Source organism: Streptomyces sp. BBFR2, assembly GCF_044497305.1.
In the GTDB taxonomy this organism is placed as follows: Bacteria; Actinomycetota; Actinomycetes; order Streptomycetales; family Streptomycetaceae; genus Streptomyces.
Map to the genome: position 1 here is coordinate 3,135,509 of NZ_CP172415.1, position 15,825 is coordinate 3,151,333.

At 72.7% G+C, this 15,825-nt stretch carries 17 protein-coding genes; 9 read left to right on the top strand and 8 right to left on the bottom strand.

From position 1 onward, the window contains the following. Nucleotides 1-7: 7 nt before the first annotated feature. Complete coding sequence (locus ACGH2B_RS12165) at nucleotides 8-394, top strand: ArsR/SmtB family transcription factor (protein WP_399087903.1); 387 nt, start codon at nucleotides 8-10, stop codon at nucleotides 392-394. A gap of 238 nt (nucleotides 395-632) precedes the next feature. Here ACGH2B_RS12165 and ACGH2B_RS12170 read toward each other — a convergent pair whose 3' ends face one another. The 4 genes from ACGH2B_RS12170 to ACGH2B_RS12185 form a co-directional block, all read right to left on the bottom strand. After that, nucleotides 633-1,328 (bottom strand): hypothetical protein, encoded by a 696-nt coding sequence (locus tag ACGH2B_RS12170; RefSeq protein WP_399087905.1) that lies wholly within the window; start codon nucleotides 1,326-1,328, stop codon nucleotides 633-635. A 207-nt stretch (nucleotides 1,329-1,535) separates the two neighbouring features. Beyond that, nucleotides 1,536-1,841 carry a hypothetical protein gene (locus tag ACGH2B_RS12175; RefSeq protein WP_399087907.1) on the bottom strand — a complete coding sequence of 102 codons (306 nt, stop codon included), beginning with the start codon at nucleotides 1,839-1,841 and terminating at the stop codon, nucleotides 1,536-1,538. 89 nt (nucleotides 1,842-1,930) lie between these two features. Then, nucleotides 1,931-2,059: a hypothetical protein gene (locus tag ACGH2B_RS12180; RefSeq protein WP_399087909.1), complete on the bottom strand. Its 129-nt coding sequence runs from the start codon at nucleotides 2,057-2,059 to the stop codon at nucleotides 1,931-1,933. 488 nt (nucleotides 2,060-2,547) lie between these two features. Further along, on the bottom strand, nucleotides 2,548-3,216 hold the full coding sequence (locus tag ACGH2B_RS12185; RefSeq protein WP_399087911.1) for a hypothetical protein: 669 nt from the start codon (nucleotides 3,214-3,216) through the stop codon (nucleotides 2,548-2,550). Between the two features lie 265 nt (nucleotides 3,217-3,481). Here ACGH2B_RS12185 and ACGH2B_RS12190 point away from each other — a divergent pair, with 265 nt between their 5' ends. Further along, nucleotides 3,482-4,036, top strand: a complete 555-nt coding sequence (locus ACGH2B_RS12190; protein ID WP_399087913.1) for a hypothetical protein — start codon at nucleotides 3,482-3,484, stop codon at nucleotides 4,034-4,036. Nucleotides 4,037-4,071: 35 nt separating this feature from the next. Here ACGH2B_RS12190 and ACGH2B_RS12195 read toward each other — a convergent pair whose 3' ends face one another. Then, nucleotides 4,072-6,168, bottom strand: a complete 2,097-nt coding sequence (locus ACGH2B_RS12195; protein ID WP_399087915.1) for a serine/threonine-protein kinase — start codon at nucleotides 6,166-6,168, stop codon at nucleotides 4,072-4,074. A 355-nt stretch (nucleotides 6,169-6,523) separates the two neighbouring features. Between ACGH2B_RS12195 and ACGH2B_RS12200 the strand changes: the two genes are divergently transcribed. After that, the gene (locus tag ACGH2B_RS12200; RefSeq protein ID WP_399087917.1) at nucleotides 6,524-7,114 is read left to right on the top strand and encodes a TetR/AcrR family transcriptional regulator; all 591 of its coding nucleotides are present in this window, start codon (nucleotides 6,524-6,526) and stop codon (nucleotides 7,112-7,114) included. A 174-nt stretch (nucleotides 7,115-7,288) separates the two neighbouring features. Here ACGH2B_RS12200 and argG read toward each other — a convergent pair whose 3' ends face one another. Further along, nucleotides 7,289-8,734 (bottom strand): argininosuccinate synthase, encoded by a 1,446-nt coding sequence (gene argG, locus ACGH2B_RS12205; protein WP_399087919.1) that lies wholly within the window; start codon nucleotides 8,732-8,734, stop codon nucleotides 7,289-7,291. Between the two features lie 171 nt (nucleotides 8,735-8,905). Beyond that, entirely contained in the window at nucleotides 8,906-9,421 is a 516-nt protein-coding gene (locus ACGH2B_RS12210) for a hypothetical protein (protein ID WP_399087921.1), read from the bottom strand. Nucleotides 9,422-10,027: 606 nt separating this feature from the next. On the opposite strand from ACGH2B_RS12210, the gene ACGH2B_RS12215 reads away from it, so the two are divergent. From ACGH2B_RS12215 to ACGH2B_RS12235, 5 genes are all read left to right on the top strand, one after another. Further along, nucleotides 10,028-10,192 carry a hypothetical protein gene (locus ACGH2B_RS12215; protein ID WP_399087925.1) on the top strand — a complete coding sequence of 55 codons (165 nt, stop codon included), beginning with the start codon at nucleotides 10,028-10,030 and terminating at the stop codon, nucleotides 10,190-10,192. Nucleotides 10,193-10,241: 49 nt separating this feature from the next. Then, a complete protein-coding gene (locus ACGH2B_RS12220) occupies nucleotides 10,242-10,535 on the top strand; it encodes a Dabb family protein (RefSeq protein WP_399087927.1) in 294 nt (97 codons plus the stop codon). A 317-nt stretch (nucleotides 10,536-10,852) separates the two neighbouring features. Beyond that, nucleotides 10,853-11,662 (top strand): RNA polymerase sigma factor SigF, encoded by an 810-nt coding sequence (locus ACGH2B_RS12225; protein ID WP_399087929.1) that lies wholly within the window; start codon nucleotides 10,853-10,855, stop codon nucleotides 11,660-11,662. A 200-nt stretch (nucleotides 11,663-11,862) separates the two neighbouring features. Beyond that, complete coding sequence (locus ACGH2B_RS12230; RefSeq protein ID WP_399087931.1) at nucleotides 11,863-12,699, top strand: RNA polymerase sigma factor SigF; 837 nt, start codon at nucleotides 11,863-11,865, stop codon at nucleotides 12,697-12,699. Between the two features lie 1,216 nt (nucleotides 12,700-13,915). After that, on the top strand, nucleotides 13,916-14,257 hold the full coding sequence (locus tag ACGH2B_RS12235; RefSeq protein WP_399087933.1) for a hypothetical protein: 342 nt from the start codon (nucleotides 13,916-13,918) through the stop codon (nucleotides 14,255-14,257). 349 nt (nucleotides 14,258-14,606) lie between these two features. On the opposite strand, the gene ACGH2B_RS12240 is transcribed toward ACGH2B_RS12235, so the two are convergent. Beyond that, nucleotides 14,607-14,825, bottom strand: a complete 219-nt coding sequence (locus ACGH2B_RS12240) for a hypothetical protein (protein WP_399087935.1) — start codon at nucleotides 14,823-14,825, stop codon at nucleotides 14,607-14,609. A 524-nt stretch (nucleotides 14,826-15,349) separates the two neighbouring features. Here ACGH2B_RS12240 and ACGH2B_RS12245 point away from each other — a divergent pair. After that, on the top strand, nucleotides 15,350-15,823 hold the full coding sequence (locus tag ACGH2B_RS12245; protein ID WP_399087937.1) for a MarR family winged helix-turn-helix transcriptional regulator: 474 nt from the start codon (nucleotides 15,350-15,352) through the stop codon (nucleotides 15,821-15,823). The last annotated feature ends 2 nt before the right edge of the window (nucleotides 15,824-15,825 follow it).

Below are 15,825 nucleotides of genomic sequence, written 5' to 3' on the forward strand. Positions count from 1 at the left end.
GGACGCCATGGGCCACGGACGCACCGCCACCACCAGCGCCAGCACCCGCGAACGTCTCGACGCGGTCGGCACCGCCGATGTCGCCGCCACCCTCCAGGCCCTCGCCACCCCTTCGCGGCTGCGCATCCTGGCCCGGCTCCAGGAGGGGCCGTGCGCGGTCGGCGACCTCGCCGACGCCGTCGGCATGGAGCCCTCCGCCTGCTCCCACCAGCTCCGGCTGCTGCGCAACCTCGGCCTGGTCACCGGCGAACGCCACGGCCGCTCCATCGTCTACGCCCTCTACGACGACCACGTCGCCGAACTCCTCGACCAGGCCCTCTACCACGTCGAGCACCTGCGCCTGGGCATCCGCGACACCCCCGCCGACCGGCCCGCGGCCACCGCGGCGGACTGAGCCGGGGCGGATTCGACCGGTCCGCGGGGGGGGCGGGTTCACCGGCGGGAGGCGGAGTCCGGTCGCCCGCCGCCGGTTTCCGGTCCGGATCCCGTCGTCGGCTCCCGGTTCGGATCCCGCCGCCGGTTCCCGGTCCGCCGGAGTACGCGGAGCCGGGCGGGCACTGCCGCCTTGACCAGGCACGGAAGCGGCCCGGGCCCGCCGTGCGGACCCGGGCCGGAAGGCATCCCCGAGGGCGTCAGGCCGCCGGAGTCAGGGCCGGGACGAAGTGCTCGTTGGTGCGGCAGCCGAGGTTCTCGTAGGTGTTGACCTTGGTGTCGGGGTCGGTCTTCAGCAGGTGGTACTTGCAGGCGCGCTTGATGTACTCGCCGCGGATGCCACCGGGGAAGTCGATCTCCTTGTTCCAGAGGTACGGCGACTCGTAGCCGTTGAGGTGGGCGGTGGCGTTGACGTCGATGCCGCCGGGGGCCTCGATCTCGTAGACCCAGCCGGTCCGTCCGGCGCCGTAGGTGGCGAACTTCTCGGCGACCCACTTCTCGCAACTGGTGCTGAGGTGGGCGGTGTTCTGGCCGCCGCCCTTGACGATGTACTCGGCCAGCGGCGTGAGGGCGTCGCCGCGCGGGGTGAAACCCTCGTCGAAGATCTGCTGGGTGTTCTCACGGGAGTCACCGCGCCACAGCGTCTGGCGGTCGTCGCGCCACTGCCAGCGCTCGTCGGCCTCGGCGTGCCGGACGGCCGGGAAGATGCCGGGCTCGGTGCTGGTGCGCAGCCAGTCGGAGTCGCTGAAGCCGTGGACCGGGCCGCACGGTCCGGTGTCGGGGGCCGGGGCCTTCGCCGCCGCGGGGGCGGTGGTCGCGTCGGCGGCGGCGGTGAAGGTGAGGGAGCCGGCGGCGAGAGCCGTGGCGGTCAGGACGCGCAGAGCGGCCTTCAACATGGTGAGAGCCCATCAGTCGAGCGACAGAACGGGCCCTTTATAAAGTCCGCCGCTCCCCGTGCGGGGGAAATGACCTGGCGCATCACCCCCAAGAGCGAACGGCTGTACCCGCCCGCCACGGATGCGTGATAGCGGTCCGGCGGCGCGTACGCGAGTGGCCCGTGCCCCGCCCGTACGGGACGGACGCGGCACGGGCCACCGGATGTGTCAGGACGAGAACGACCCCGCGCCGCCCGGTACGTGAGTGCCGTGCCCGGCGGGGACCACCACCGACGGGCCCAGGCAGAACGGGTTGCCGTACACCTTCACGGGCCGGTCCGTGAGGTTCGCCAGGACATGGGCCGCGGCGGGGAGGGCGTGGCATCCCTCCGGGTCGCGGTAGACGTCGAGGGGCTGCGCCTCGGTGGAGAAGACCGCCACCTCACCGCCCTCCGGACCGGCCGCGACCGCGGGGCCCGCCACCCCCAGCGCCACTGCCGCCGCCACCAGACCCACCGTGATTACTCGCATCATCTTCCTCCGGACGCACACCCCGCTCCCGCGCGGGCTCCCGTCACGTCTACCGCGACTTTCGCTTCAACGAGCGGGAAAATCAGGGGAGTTCACTCGATCCGGGGCACCTGGGGGTGCGCCTCCGGGGCGATCGGGGGCAGCGGCTCGCCGAGGGGCACCTCGTGCGGGCGTGCGGTGCGCAGACGCGCGGGCGGGGGCGCGGCCGTCCTCGCCCGCACACCCGGCTCCGCTATCCGGCTTCCGAGCCGATGCCGTGCCGGGGCCGGTCCGGCCGGCTCCGCCACCAGCCCCAGACCGTGATCCTGTTCAACCCGCTGCGCCGTCGTGCGCAGCTTCCGCACTCCGGGATCCGCGCACGGCGGGTGAGGGCCGCGACCGCGTCGCCCAGCCCGACCGCGCGCCGGCGCGCCTGCGGTGCCCCCGAATGCGGGATTTGGCTTTCCAGACTTTCCCACGTAAGAGGAAGTCCGGGGACGGGCTGAATGCGTTTTCTTTCGCTCGGGCTCAGTTCTCGAACATCGGGGTGGGCGAGGAGTTGCTCACTCATGCGCTGATCCGCAATTCCTACATACGCGGTCTCCGTTCCGTGGACGAGAACGGCGTTTCCCACCTGGTACTTCGGTGCCCGCAAGGTGTTCTCTCCGGGCTGCGGTTGAACCGGAACTTCCAGCCAGTGAATGGTGCTCACGTGACTCCCTCTCCCGGTTCAGTTGTTGCAGCAGCCGACAGCGACCCGGCACCACCAGGTGCAGTCGCAGGTGGCACAGGCAGCACACTTCACGACGCACAGACCGCATCGTCCCGCGAGGCAGGCGAGATATACGGCCCAGGTGGCGGGCGGACAGGTCAGGGCGGCGCTGACGCATTGGCCGCCGCAGTCCGACGACGTGAGACACGAGGTCAGCGCGTCCCACCAGCCGTCTACGGCCACCAGCCGCCCACCGCTCGCAGTGGTGAGTTCCTGGACGCCGGTGAGGAAGTTGTCTGTTGTCGTGTCGAGGGTGAACACGTAGTCGTGGCTGACACCGGCGGGCAGTCCCTGTGTGGTGGCCACGCATTCGGCCACCTGCCGGTCTCCGATGGTTCGGGATTGCACGATCAGGCCGGACTGGATGGTGTTCACCTCTTGGGAGGGCGGATTGTCAACTTCCTCGGGCACGGGAACGGGCCCGTCCAGGTGGAATGTTCCGCTGACGCCGAAGAACTGCGGTTCGGGCAGGTCGGTATCGGCGCTCACGCCGAGACGGCCCAGCAGGGCGTTGCGCATGTCGGACACCTGTGAGTTTCCGGCGGCCACCCGGTTCCACTCACGGCTTGCCTGATCGGTGGAGAAAATCGCGAGCTGATGCTCCCGCACCGTGGGGGTTTTCGTCATTGAATCCTCGCCTCCATGCCCAACTGGGCAGTCGCAGGATGCCGGTTGATTCCGACCTCCCGTTCAGAATGCACCCGCCCGGAATGTTCCGCATTTCGTACAACACCATTTCGCCGCACGGTATTTGGCGGCCGTAATTTGCAAACCAGGTTTTCGGTGATCAGGTCATGAAGTCATGAATGGTGCGGGCAGCGTCCCCGTGACGGTGCGCCTGGCGCACGGCACACGGGCGAAGTTGCGGGAACTGTTGCGCCGTCAACGAGAGATGAGGCGCGAGCTGGCGGCCGACGAGCGGTGGAGCACCAGCGGGCTGAGCCGCCGCGAGGCGTCCGCGGTTCGCGCCAGGTGGCGGCAGGAGCTGGCGGAGATGAGGGAGCACGGCCGGCTCCTGGACTCGCTGGACGCCCTGGCCGCCCTGGGCGTACGCCGCGAGATGGCGGCGCGGGGCTGGGACCGTCCCTGGCCGGCCTGTCCGCCGCAGGCGCGCGACCTCGGGCGGTGGCCCGGGTCGGCGGACGGCGGCTTTCCCGAGCAGCTCCCCCTGCGGCTGCCGGTGGGCCTGGAGAACCAGGTACGGGCAGCGTGCTGGTACACGTCGTACGAGGCGATCGAGGCGCTGGTGGAGTGGCGGCGCCGCCACCCGCAGGTCATACCGCGCCGGAGATGGGCGCCGCCGGGGCTGGAAGACGCGCTCGACGCGTACGACCGGCTGGCCGCGCGGGTGACCACCACCGGCGAGATCTGGCGCGCGGGGGTCGAGCGCGGTATGCACGCCGCGGGCGGGCACGGGCCCGTGAGTTCCGGTGGGCCTCCGCGGTGAGCCCGCCCTCGGCACCGGGGCGGGCTCCCCCGGCCTCACGCCCGCTTGTAGTAGTAGCCGGAGCCGTGGGCGGCGCCGACGTTGTGCTGGAGGCCGGTGCCGTTGAGGGTGAAGTACGAGGGGTCGAGCTTGTCGTAGCAGTAGCCGGGGTTGGGGCCGACGCGCTTGGCGGCGCTGACGTTGATGCGGCTGCTCGTCCGGGAGGTCACCCGGCCCTCGTAGAGGCAACTGTTGTAGGGGAAGTTGTCGTAGCTGACGGTGCCGGAACGGGAGATGCGGATGGTGCCGGGCTGGCCGGAGTTGTACGTGTCGCCGTAGGTCCAGTTGCCGGCGAAGGACGCGGGGACGGTGCTGCCGCCCGAGCCGCCGGTCGAGCCGCCGCCCGAACCGCCCGAGGAGCCGGAGCCGCCCGAGGTGCCGCCGCCGGAGGAGGTGGACGAGCCGCCGGAGCCGGAGCCGCCGCCCGTCGCCGTACCGCCCGCCGGGGCGTTCGAACCGCCTTCTGCGTCGCGGCCGTTGTGGCCGTCCCGGCCGTCCTTGCCGTCCGCGCCCTTCGACGGGTCGTCCGCCTTGCCGTCGTCCTCGCCGTCCTTCGCCTTGGGCGGGCGGGAGGCCGTGGTGCCGCCGGACGGGGCGGCCGGGGTCACCGGGGCGGTGGAGTGCGGCGCGCCGGCCGCGGGCGGCTGCGTGACGGAGCGGCTGTACGGCGCGAGCGCGGCGAACGTCCCGCCGCCCACCGCCAGGACCAGCACCACGGGGACGGAGATCCGCCACCTCCGCCGCCGCTCGGAGCCCTTGCCGGCTTCCTCACCGGATTGCTTGCCGGATTGCTTGCCGGCCTTCTTGCCGGTCTTCCGGCCGGGGCCCTCGCCCGCCCGGGTGACGGGCGTGGCGTCCTCGGGCGCGTCACCGGACGGCTCCCCCGCCGGTTTCCCCTCGGGGGCCTGGCCCGGTTCCCGTACGGTCGCCGGGGCCGCGGGTGCCGCCGGGCGGAGGCCGACGGTCTTGCGGTCGGGGGCCGCGGGGTCCGGGGCGTCGGGGGCCGCGGCGCCGGGGGCTCCCCCGCCGGGGGCTCCCCCACCGGAGGCTTCGCCGCCGGGCGTCTCCCCGTCGGGTACCTCCCCGCCGGGCGCCGCCTCGCGTACCGGTGCCGCCTCCGCGTCCAGGAGCCGGGCCGACTGGCGGGCGAGGCGGCCCAGGACCTCCGGGGGCAGCCATGCCGTCCCCGCGCCCGTGCCCGGGTCGTCCCCGTACTCCGCCAACAGCTCGGGGACGGAGGGGCGTTCGGCGGCGTCCTTGGTCAGGCAGCGGCCGATCAGGGTGCGCAGCCCGGTGTCGCGGACGGCGTCGAGCGCGGGCTCCTTCTCGACGATGTGGTACATCACCGCGTGCTGGTTGCTGACACCGCGGCCGAACGGCAGCTCGCCGGTGGCCGCGTACGTCAGGACGCAGCCGAGGGTGAACACATCGCTCGCGGGGCCCGCGCCGTCGCCGAGGATCTGCTCGGGGGACATGAAGCCCGGCGAGCCGATCACCATTCCCGTGCTGGTCAGCAGGGATTCGACGGAGGTGCCGACGGCGCGGGCGATACCGAAGTCGATGACCTTGGGGGCGTCGGCGGTCAGCATGACGTTGGACGGCTTGAGGTCGCGGTGGACGATCCCGGCGCCGTGGATGTCGTCGAGGGCGCGCAGCAGTCCGCCGGCGAGGGCGAGGACGGACGCGGCGGGCAGCGCGCCGTGGCCGCGGACGGTCTGTTCGAGGGAGAGCCCGGGGACGTAGCCGGTGGCGACCCAGGGCTGCGGGGCGTCGGGGGCGGCGTCCAGCACGGGGGCGGTGTAGCGCGCGCCGACCCGGCGGGCGGCGTTGATCTCGCGGCGGAAGCGGGCGCGGAACTGCGGGTCCGCGACGTGTTCCTCGTGCACCACCTTGACCGCGACGGTCCGGCCCGCGGCGGAACGCGCGAGGTAGACGCGGCCCATACCGCCGGCGCCGAGCCTGCCGAGCAGCAGGTAGGGGCCGATGCGGGCGGGGTCGGTGGCGGTCAGCGGGGTGATGCCGCCGTCGGGGCCGGCGCCGCCGTTCCCGTGGTCCTCGCTGTCCTCGTGCGCGCCGTTGTGGACGTCGGTCATGGCCGTGTGATCCCCCGGTCGTCCCCGCCGGCGGTCCGGTGGCGGGGAGAGGTCGTCGTTGGAGCGGTGTCATCAGCGGGGACGCCACCTGGGCGCCGCGGGTTTCCGCGGCGCCCTCGGTGGTCCGTACGCTCCCGCCCGTCCGCCCGGCGGACGGGCGGGAACGTGCGGACACGGCCCGGCGGGGGGCCCGGCGCGGACGCCGGGCCCCCCGCCGCGCTGCGTCCGCACACGCAGTGTGGAGCACGCGCCGACTTTCCGGAATAACTTCCGGAAAAAATTCCAGAAATTTCTTCTATGCTGGCCGCGAGGCGCCCCGGGGCGCAGGGCCCGAACCGGGAACGAGGCGGCGGCGATGAGTCCGAAGCAGCAACGCGGCGCGGCGACCGCCGCGCAGATCCTCGACCGCGCACTGGAGATCTACGCGGCGGACGGCGAAGCCGGCCTCACCGTGGGCGCGCTCACCGCCGCCAGCGGCGTCAGCGCCGGCAGCGTCTACCACCACTTCGGCAGCCTCCCCGGCGTCCTGGCCGCGCTGGCACAGCGCTGGCTGGGGCGGCTCCTGGAGGAACTCGTCGCCGAGCTGGGCAAGGTGACGGACGCGCGCTCCGGCGTCCACGCGGTCGTCCGGGTCTACCTGCGCTTCGTGCAGACACATCCGGACGCGTCCCGGCTCATGCACTCGGCCCCGGTGGACCGCGAGGGCATGGCGCGCGCCGCCCAGCTCCGCGGCTCGCAGGAGGCACGCCTGGCCCCGCTCGCCGCCTGGCTGCGAGGACGGCAGGCGGCGGGCGAACTGGCCGCGCTCCCGCTGCCCGTCCTCGAATCGCTGATCCTGGGCCCGGTGACGGCCCTCGCCCGCCGCTGGCTCACCCTCGGCGACATCGACCTGGACACGGCCATCGAGCAGACCCCGGAACGGATCTGGCGGTCGGTCAGCCCGTAGGCGCGGTGCGGCACGGCCGCGCGGCACGGCGGGAGCCCGGGGGCGTACGCGGCCGGTGGGCCCGCAGGCGTACGGAACCGGGGACGCGGGAGGCGTACGCGGCCGGTGGGCCCGCGGGCGCACGCGACGGGCCCCGCGGACCGGAGTCCACGGGGCCCGAGGTGCGGGAAGCGGTCAGTCCGTGCCGGATTCCATCGCGGCGCGGTCCAGCGCCTCGTCCTCGGCGGAGACCTGGCCGCGGGAGGCGATGGCCTCGGCGCCGCCCTCCGGCATGGAGCCGATCAGGCCGGTCGCGGCGGCCTGGGCGGCGCCGACGGCGGGGGTGGTGGTGCCGATCAGGCCGATACCGGCGTACTGCTCCAGCTTGGCGCGCGAGTCGGCGATGTCGAGGTTGCGCATGGTGAGCTGGCCGATCCGGTCGACGGGGCCGAACGCGGAGTCCTCGGTGCGCTCCATGGACAGCTTGTCCGGGTGGTAGCTGAAGGACGGGCCGGTCGTGTCGAGGATCGAGTAGTCCTCACCGCGCCGCAGCCGCAGGGTGACCTCGCCGGTGACGGCGGCGCCGACCCAGCGCTGGAGCGACTCGCGGACCATCAGGGCCTGCGGGTCCAGCCACCGGCCCTCGTACATCAGCCGGCCCAGGCGGCGGCCCTCGTTGTGGTACTGGGCGAGGGTGTCCTCGTTGTGGATCGCGTTGACCAGGCGCTCGTACGCGGCGTGCAGCAGGGCCATGCCGGGCGCCTCGTAGATACCGCGGCTCTTGGCCTCGATGATGCGGTTCTCGATCTGGTCGGACATGCCCATGCCGTGGCGGCCGCCGATCGCGTTGGCCTCCATGACGAGGTCGACGGCGGAGGCGAACTCCTTGCCGTTGATCGTCACCGGGCGGCCCTGCTCGAAGCCGATGGTGACGTCCTCGGTGGCGATCTCCACCGACGGGTCCCAGAACTTCACGCCCATGATCGGCTCGACCGTCTCCAGGGAGACGTTCAGGTGCTCCAGGGTCTTCGCCTCGTGGGTGGCGCCCCAGATGTTGGCGTCGGTGGAGTACGCCTTCTCGGTGGAGTCGCGGTAGGGCAGGTCATGGGCGACCAGCCACTCCGACATCTCCTTGCGGCCGCCCAGCTCCGTGACGAAGTCGGCGTCCAGCCACGGCTTGTAGATCCGCAGGTTGGGGTTGGCGAGCAGACCGTAGCGGTAGAACCGCTCGATGTCGTTGCCCTTGTACGTGGAGCCGTCGCCCCAGATCTGGACGTCGTCCTCCAGCATCGCCCGGACCAGGAGCGTGCCGGTGACGGCGCGGCCCAGCGGCGTGGTGTTGAAGTACGCGCGGCCGCCGGAGCGGATGTGGAACGCGCCGCAGGTCAGCGCGGCCAGGCCCTCCTCGACCAGGGCGGCCCGGCAGTCGACCAGACGGGCGATCTCGGCCCCGTAGGTCTGCGCGCGGCCGGGCACCGAGGCGATGTCGGGCTCGTCGTACTGGCCGATGTCGGCGGTGTAGGTGCACGGGACGGCGCCCTTGTCGCGCATCCACGCGACCGCGACCGAGGTGTCGAGGCCGCCCGAGAAGGCGATGCCGACACGCTCACCGACGGGGAGGGAGGTAAGGACCTTGGACATAGGAAGAGTATGCAGGGTTTCGAATTTTCATGCAAGCCCTCGCGCGGGCCCTTCACCGGCCGCACCGCGCCCGGCCCGCCGGAGCCCGCCGCCGGACGGAGAAACGCGACCGCCCGCCGACCGGACGGTTCCGGTCGGCGGGCGGTACGCGGTGCGGCGGCGCGGCGGTGGTCAGTCCCGGCCGCGGCGCAGCGCCTTGCGGATGAAGTGGACGATCAGCCAGATCACCAGCACCACGACGACCAGGAAGATCACGAAGAGCACGATCAGGAAGATGCCCAGCTTCTTGAAGAAGCCCTTTTTCTTCTTCTTGGACTTCCCGTGCGCGAGGTGCACCTTCTTGAGCTTCTTGACCTTCGACGCGGTCACGGCGGTGCCCTGCCCCGCCCCGTCGAAGCCCGCGGCGCCGGCGACCGTACGGGCCGAACCGGTGCCGCCCGCAACGGACTTCACCTCGGCCGGAGCCGCGGCGGCGGTGTGCGGGGCGACGGCGGCGGCCGGGCGCGGCGCGGCAGCGGCGGCGGGCGCGGCGGCCGCGGCCAGCAGGCCGAAGAGCAGCGCGAGCACCATCGCGGGCCGGCGGCGGACCGCGGCGCGGCGCGAACCCCCGCCCCGGCGCGCGGAGTCGCCTCCCCGGGCGCCGGGCGTCGCCTCACCGGCATGTACCCGGTGTGTGTCCTTGTCCATGTGTGTTCCCCCTCGGGCGTGCGTCGGACGCGGTGCCGCGGAGACCGTCCGCGGCGTACGCCATTATCGGCGGCGCCGACGCCCCTCGGGCCGCCCGCGCGCACGCACCGTACCGCCCGGCGCCCGCCCCCGCACCGGACCTCCCGCGCCGGACGACACCCGCCGCCCGTCCGCGCGAAGGCCCGGGGAATCCGTCCGTGCGAAGGCCAGGAGGAAGAAAGGGGAGGCGCGGAGGAAGAGAAGAGGAGAAAGAGAGAGGGGAAGCGGCCCGTCGGGGGTGTCGGGCCGCTTCCCCGTTCCGGGTCCGAGGGTCCACGCCGCGATCGGGGGAGGACGCGGCGTGGGCCCCGCAGTGGGACCCGGTCCCGCCCCGCGGCTCCTGCCGGGCCGCCGGGCGTCTCTCCATGCTGCCGCGCGAGGCGCCCCGGCGGACCGGACAAAGGGCCTCCACCGACGGGCCTTTGGTCCCCTTCCCCGCGCGCGGGCGGAGTGCGGACCCGGCGCCCGGCCCGCACTCCGCCCGGTGTCCCCGACAGGGAAGTGGTTACACTCGCCCGGTCGTACCGGGGAGCGTGCGGAAGAACTGCCGAGGGGGAGACGGAACCGATGGCGCAAGCGAAAAAGATCGCGTTGTACGCGGTGGTCGTCTTCGTCCTGTACACGATCATCACCTCCCCCGGGCGGGCCGCCGACCTGGTGCAGATAGGCTTCGAAGGCATCTCGTCCGCCGCCCAGGGCGTCGGCGAGTTCATGACGCAGCTGGTCAGCTGACCGCCCCCGGCCGGCCCGGCCACGCACCGCCCGCCGTACGGAGGTCCCCGTGATCCGCCATCTGGTCCTGTTCCAGCTCAACGACGGCGTCTCCCGGGACGAGCCGCGCGTCCAGGAGGCCGCCCGCGCGTTCATGGAGCTGGGCGACAAGATCCCGGAGCTGACGCACTGGGAGTGCGGCTGGAACGTCACGGACCGCCCCATCGCCCGCGACTTCGCGATCAACTCCGCCGTCGCCGACCGGGACGCCCTCGCCCGCTACCTCGCCCACCCGGCCCACCAGGCGGCCGCCGGCCAGTGGCGCGCGTTCGCCACCTGGGTGATCGCCGACTACGAATTCTGAGCGCCCCACGCGCCGACCCGCCCCCCGCTTCCCGGCACCCGCCGGACGGGGGGCTTTTCCGTGCCGCCGCACCACCCCGGGCGTCCGGGCCCGCCGCCGCTCCCACCCGCGCGGGTACCGGCGTGCGCGGCCCCGCGCACGCGGGCGCCCGGCGCGCGTGACCGTACGCCGTTCGGGCCCGCCGGACCGGCGGCGACGCACCGCGTTACGTGGATCAACTCGCCACCCAACACGGAGTAATGCGGTACTTGCACACACTGCGCATGTCTTGTGATGCTATGACCGCTTTGCCGGATACATGCATTGTGAAGGGTGGCGTGACCGTGACGGCCCGTACTGCGCCCAGGGCGCCATCCCGCGAGAGCCGGAGCGCGGACACCCGGGCACTCACGCAGGTGCTCTTCGCCGAGCTGGCCGGACTCGAAGCCGGCACCCCCGAACACACCCGGGTCCGCGCCGCCCTCATCGAGGCCAACCTCCCGCTCGTCCGGTACGCCGCCGTACGGTTCCGCAGCCGCAACGAGCCGATGGAGGACGTCGTCCAGGTCGGCACCATCGGCCTGATCAACGCCATCGACCGCTTCGATCCGGACCGCGGCGTGCAGTTCCCCACCTTCGCGATGCCCACCGTCGTCGGCGAGATCAAGCGGTACTTCCGCGACAACGTCCGCACCGTCCACGTACCGCGCCGGCTCCACGAACTGTGGGTGCAGGTCAACGGCGCGACGGAGGACCTGACCGTGCTCCACGGGCGCTCGCCGACCACCGCCGAGATCGCCGACCGCCTCAAGATCGGCGAGGAGGAGGTCCTCGCCTGCCTGGAGGCCGGACGGTCGTACCACGCCACCTCACTGGAGGCGGCCCAGGAGGGCGACGGGCTGCCCGGACTCCTCGACCGCCTCGGCTACGAGGACCCGGAACTGGCCGGCGTCGAGCACCGCGACCTCGTCCGGCATTTGCTCGTCCAGCTTCCCGAGCGCGAACAGCGGATCCTGCTGCTGCGTTACTACAGCAACTTGACGCAATCTCAGATCAGCGCGGAGCTGGGGGTGTCGCAGATGCACGTCTCGCGGCTACTGTCACGGAGCTTCGCCCGGCTGCGATCCGCAAACAGGATCGAGGCCTAACCGGCAGGGGCTACGCGGACCACACGTTCCCGCACAGATATGTCGACATGACGCTACAGCGCGTTGCCGACATGTGACATTCTGCTGGAACCGCGTTTGCCGCGGCGCCGCCTCCGGTATTCAGGTGGAGGTATCACTCTCCGGTCCGCCTCGGTCCGGGGACGCCGCAGCGACCCGACCCGCGACCTCAAGGGGGTGGCATGTCCGTAGAACTGGACAGCTCAAAGGTGCTTCCCGCGATTCCCGCGCCCGCATCGCCCGTGCACGACGACGACGCCATCAACACCCGCACGCTCTCCCGCTCCCTGTTCCTGCGGCTCGCCACGCTCGACAAGGACTGCGCGGAGCGGACCTACGTCCGCGACACCCTGATCGAACTGAACCTCCCGCTCGTGCGCTACGCGGCGGCCCGTTTCCGCAGCCGCAACGAGCCGATGGAGGACATCGTCCAGGTCGGCACGATCGGTCTGATCAAGGCGATCGACCGTTTCGATTGCGAACGCGGGGTGGAGTTCCCGACGTTCGCAATGCCGACGGTCGTCGGTGAGATCAAGCGGTTCTTCCGCGACACCTCCTGGTCCGTACGGGTCCCGCGCCGCCTCCAGGAACTGCGGCTCGCCCTGACCAAGACCAGTGACGAGCTGTCGCAGAAACTCGACCGCTCGCCGACCGTCCCCGAACTCGCCCGCGCCCTCGGGGTGTCGGAGGAGGACGTCGTCGACGGACTCGCCGTCGGCAACGCCTACACCGCCTCCTCGCTCGACTCCCCCTCCCCGGAGGACGACGGCGGCGAGGGCTCCCTCGCGGACCGCCTGGGCTACGAGGACAGCGCGCTGGAGGGCGTGGAGTACCGCGAATCCCTCAAGCCGCTGCTGGCCAAGCTGCCGCCGCGGGAGCGCCAGATCATCATGCTGCGCTTCTTCGCCAACATGACGCAGTCCCAGATCGGCGAAGAGGTCGGCATCTCGCAGATGCACGTCTCGCGCCTCCTCACCCGCACCCTCGCGCAACTGCGGGAAGGGCTCATCGCCGAATGAGGAAGGGTCCGCCGAGCGGTCGTTGACCACCCACGTCATCGCACCATCCCGCACCACGCGCACCACCGGTCGCACGATGCGCACCACTCGGCGGACAGCGAACAGCGACACCGGCCCCGGCATCCGCACCCGCCGGCCGCACCCTCCTTTTCCGGTCGCCTCTCCGGCTCCCTTCCGGGCGCCTCTCCGGCCCTCTTCCGGTCGACTCTCCAGCCTCCTCCGGTCGCCTCTCCGGCCTCCTCGGAGCCTCGGAGCCGCGCCTTTCCCGCGCTTCCAGGGTTTCCCCGGCTTCTCCGGGGCTCCTCGCCCGCTCATCGGCCCGTCCGGCGCGCCTGTCGTGTCTTCCGCGTGGCGCTCAGACCCGCACAGTTCTCGCGCCCGCTCGCCTTCTCGTGCCCGTTACGTCTCTCGTACCGGCGGCGCGCCTTCTCGTGCCCGCCGCGCCACGATCGTCCTCCGGCCCCATATCGGCGCCCCGCATCCGGCACCACGCACCCCCGGCCACCGCCTTCAGGCCACCGGTCCGGTATGAAGCGGCTCCGTGGCGACGACCGTTCACCGGGGGCTAGGAATCTGACGACCCGTCATCAACACTGGGCCGATGCGACAGTCACCCCGGATGCCCGCCCGTGACACGTCCCCGCGCCCCGCTCGCGGTACCGCTCGCCCGCCCGCACCCGCCCCGACGCCCCACCGCTTCCGTCCCTCCCGTACCGCCTCCGCGGTCGCCGTGTGCTGCCTGGGCGGCGCGCTGCTCGCGGGGTGCGGGAGCGGAGCGGGTACGGGGTACGCGGCCGTCGGCTCCGCCGGGGAGAGCGCCGCGACCGGTGCGCCGCCGGGGAAGGGCGTCGAGCTGACTCCGCTGGACGGAGCCGACGGGCCGGCGCACCGCACACCCGGCGGGGACGCAACCGGGAATTCCGGCGAGGGGCCAGATCCGGCCAACTCGGCATCCGGAGAAGCTGGTTCCGGCATTCCGGAGCATTCAGGGAAGGAACCTGAAAGTTCCGGCGCCCCCGGTATGCCCAACGCGCCGGGGGTGCCCGGTATGCCTGGGGGCGGGGGTACGGGTGGCGCGGGCGGGGCCCCTGGCTCGTCCGCCTCGCCGCCCGCGCGGCCCGGCACGCCGGGGTCCCCGGGTACGCCGGGTTCGCCGTCGGCGCCAGGAGTCCCCTCACCCGCCATCCCCGGCGGCGAGGGGGCGCCCTCGGGGCTGGTGATCGGGAAGCCGGTGCGTGCGGACGGCGGGGAACGATGGTGCGAGAAGATCACGTTTCCGCTGCTGAACACCGGTACGGAACCGGTCACCGTCGGCACGGTCACGTTCGGAACGCACATCATCGGCGGCCTCGGCATCGACTGGGACACCCGGACCTCGACCCGGAAACTGCCGCTGCCGCTCCCGCCCGGCGCGCGCCGCACCGCGTCGTACCGGATCTGTGTGGACGCCTGGCGGGTGCCGCTGGGCATGCACCTCGACACCAAGGACGTGTCCTTCGACTGGAAGCGCCACCCCGAGGACAAGCCCTCGGCCGCCCCCGGGGACAAGACCGGCTAGCCGCGGCCGGGGCTCGGACCTGGGCCCCGCCCGCCCGGCCTCACGCTCGGCCCCGGGCCCGTCCCCCAGCCACGGTCCGGGCCGGCCCCGGCCGCGACCCCGGCCCGCCCGGCCTCACACCTGGCCTCGGGCCCGTCCCCCACCCATGATCCGGGCCCAGTCCCGGCCACGACCCCGGTCCGGCCGCACCGTCGCCGGTCCCGGATCCCCGTGCCCGCCCCGCGCCCGCCCCGCCCCGGCCCGGCCCCGCCTCACCCCACGCCCCGGAATCGACGTCCGGGCAGCGAAAACGGGGCCCGGATGCGTTCCGGGCCCCGTCGCGTACGGAGGGTTGGAGAGTCGGGTGGGCTCAGCCGAAGGCGAGCCAGACCGCTGCCGCGACGACGACCACGGCGAGGACGACGCCGACGATCAGGCCGACGCGGGGGCCCGACGACTGCGCGGGGGCCGGGGCGCGGCGGCTGCCGGCCTGCGGGGTGCCGCCCTCGTCGACGAAGGCGCGGAACATCTGCGTGCTGCCCGCCGGGTCGTAGTTGCCCTCGGCCTGGTTCTGCGGGTTGGTCGCCATGGGCAAGGACCCTAGCGAACCCCGCTCTTCAGAGCACCCCTGGACCGCGCGCGGAGCGGCGGCCGAACAGCCCGCGGAGGCGGCCGGACCGCACCGCGCGCACCCCCGCCCGGCCGCCCCGGCCCACCACGGCCGCCCGCCCTCCCGGCACGTAGGGGAAGAAAAGCCGGAGGAGATGATCAAGAGGGAGAAACGGGCCCGACCGCGCATTGAGGCGCAGTGATGGGCGTAACGGGCGGAGCGAGGGGCCGCGCGCGGGACCGGAAGGCGCCGACGGCACCCCGGAGCGCCCTCGCGAGGGCGCCGGAACGCGGCCGGAGTGACGCTGGACACATTCACCAAGGCGCCGACGAACCCCTACGGACGGGCCTGACCTGCACCTTCCTGGCGATCTTCCACTTCCTTGACCCCGGCCAGGGATCGCCTTTCCCTCCCCTTTACCGTAGGCCCCACCTATTCGTTTGCCTTCAGCAACCAACCGACCCTATGGTTGCCTCAAGCAACAAAACCGCGTGGAGGAGCCCATGGCCGCCCAGAGTCAGTACGAGGAACTGGCCCGGCAGCTCAGCGCCATCGGAGCCGTCAAGCGCGAAATGGGGCGGATCCTGCCCCAGGACTGCCCGCCCGCCTCGGCAGGCTTGCTCACCCTCCTCGACCGTCACGGCGAGATGCGGATGAGCCAACTGGCCGAGCTGCTCGCGATCGACATGTCGGTGACCAGCCGGCACGTCGCCCACGTCGCGGAGCGCGGCTGGATCGAGCGCAAGCCCGACCCGGCGGACAAGCGGTCGCGTCTGTTGCGCCTGACCCCGAGCGGCAAGGAACTCCTGACGGAGCTCTCCGAGCGCTACACCCACACACTCGCCCGGTACCTGGACGACTGGTCCGACAGCGACGTCGGCCACCTCGTCGAACTGCTCACGCGACTGCGCACGAGCTTCGGCGACTGCCGTACCCGGGCCCATCACGACTCCCCCACCCGTACACCCGCAGGATGAAA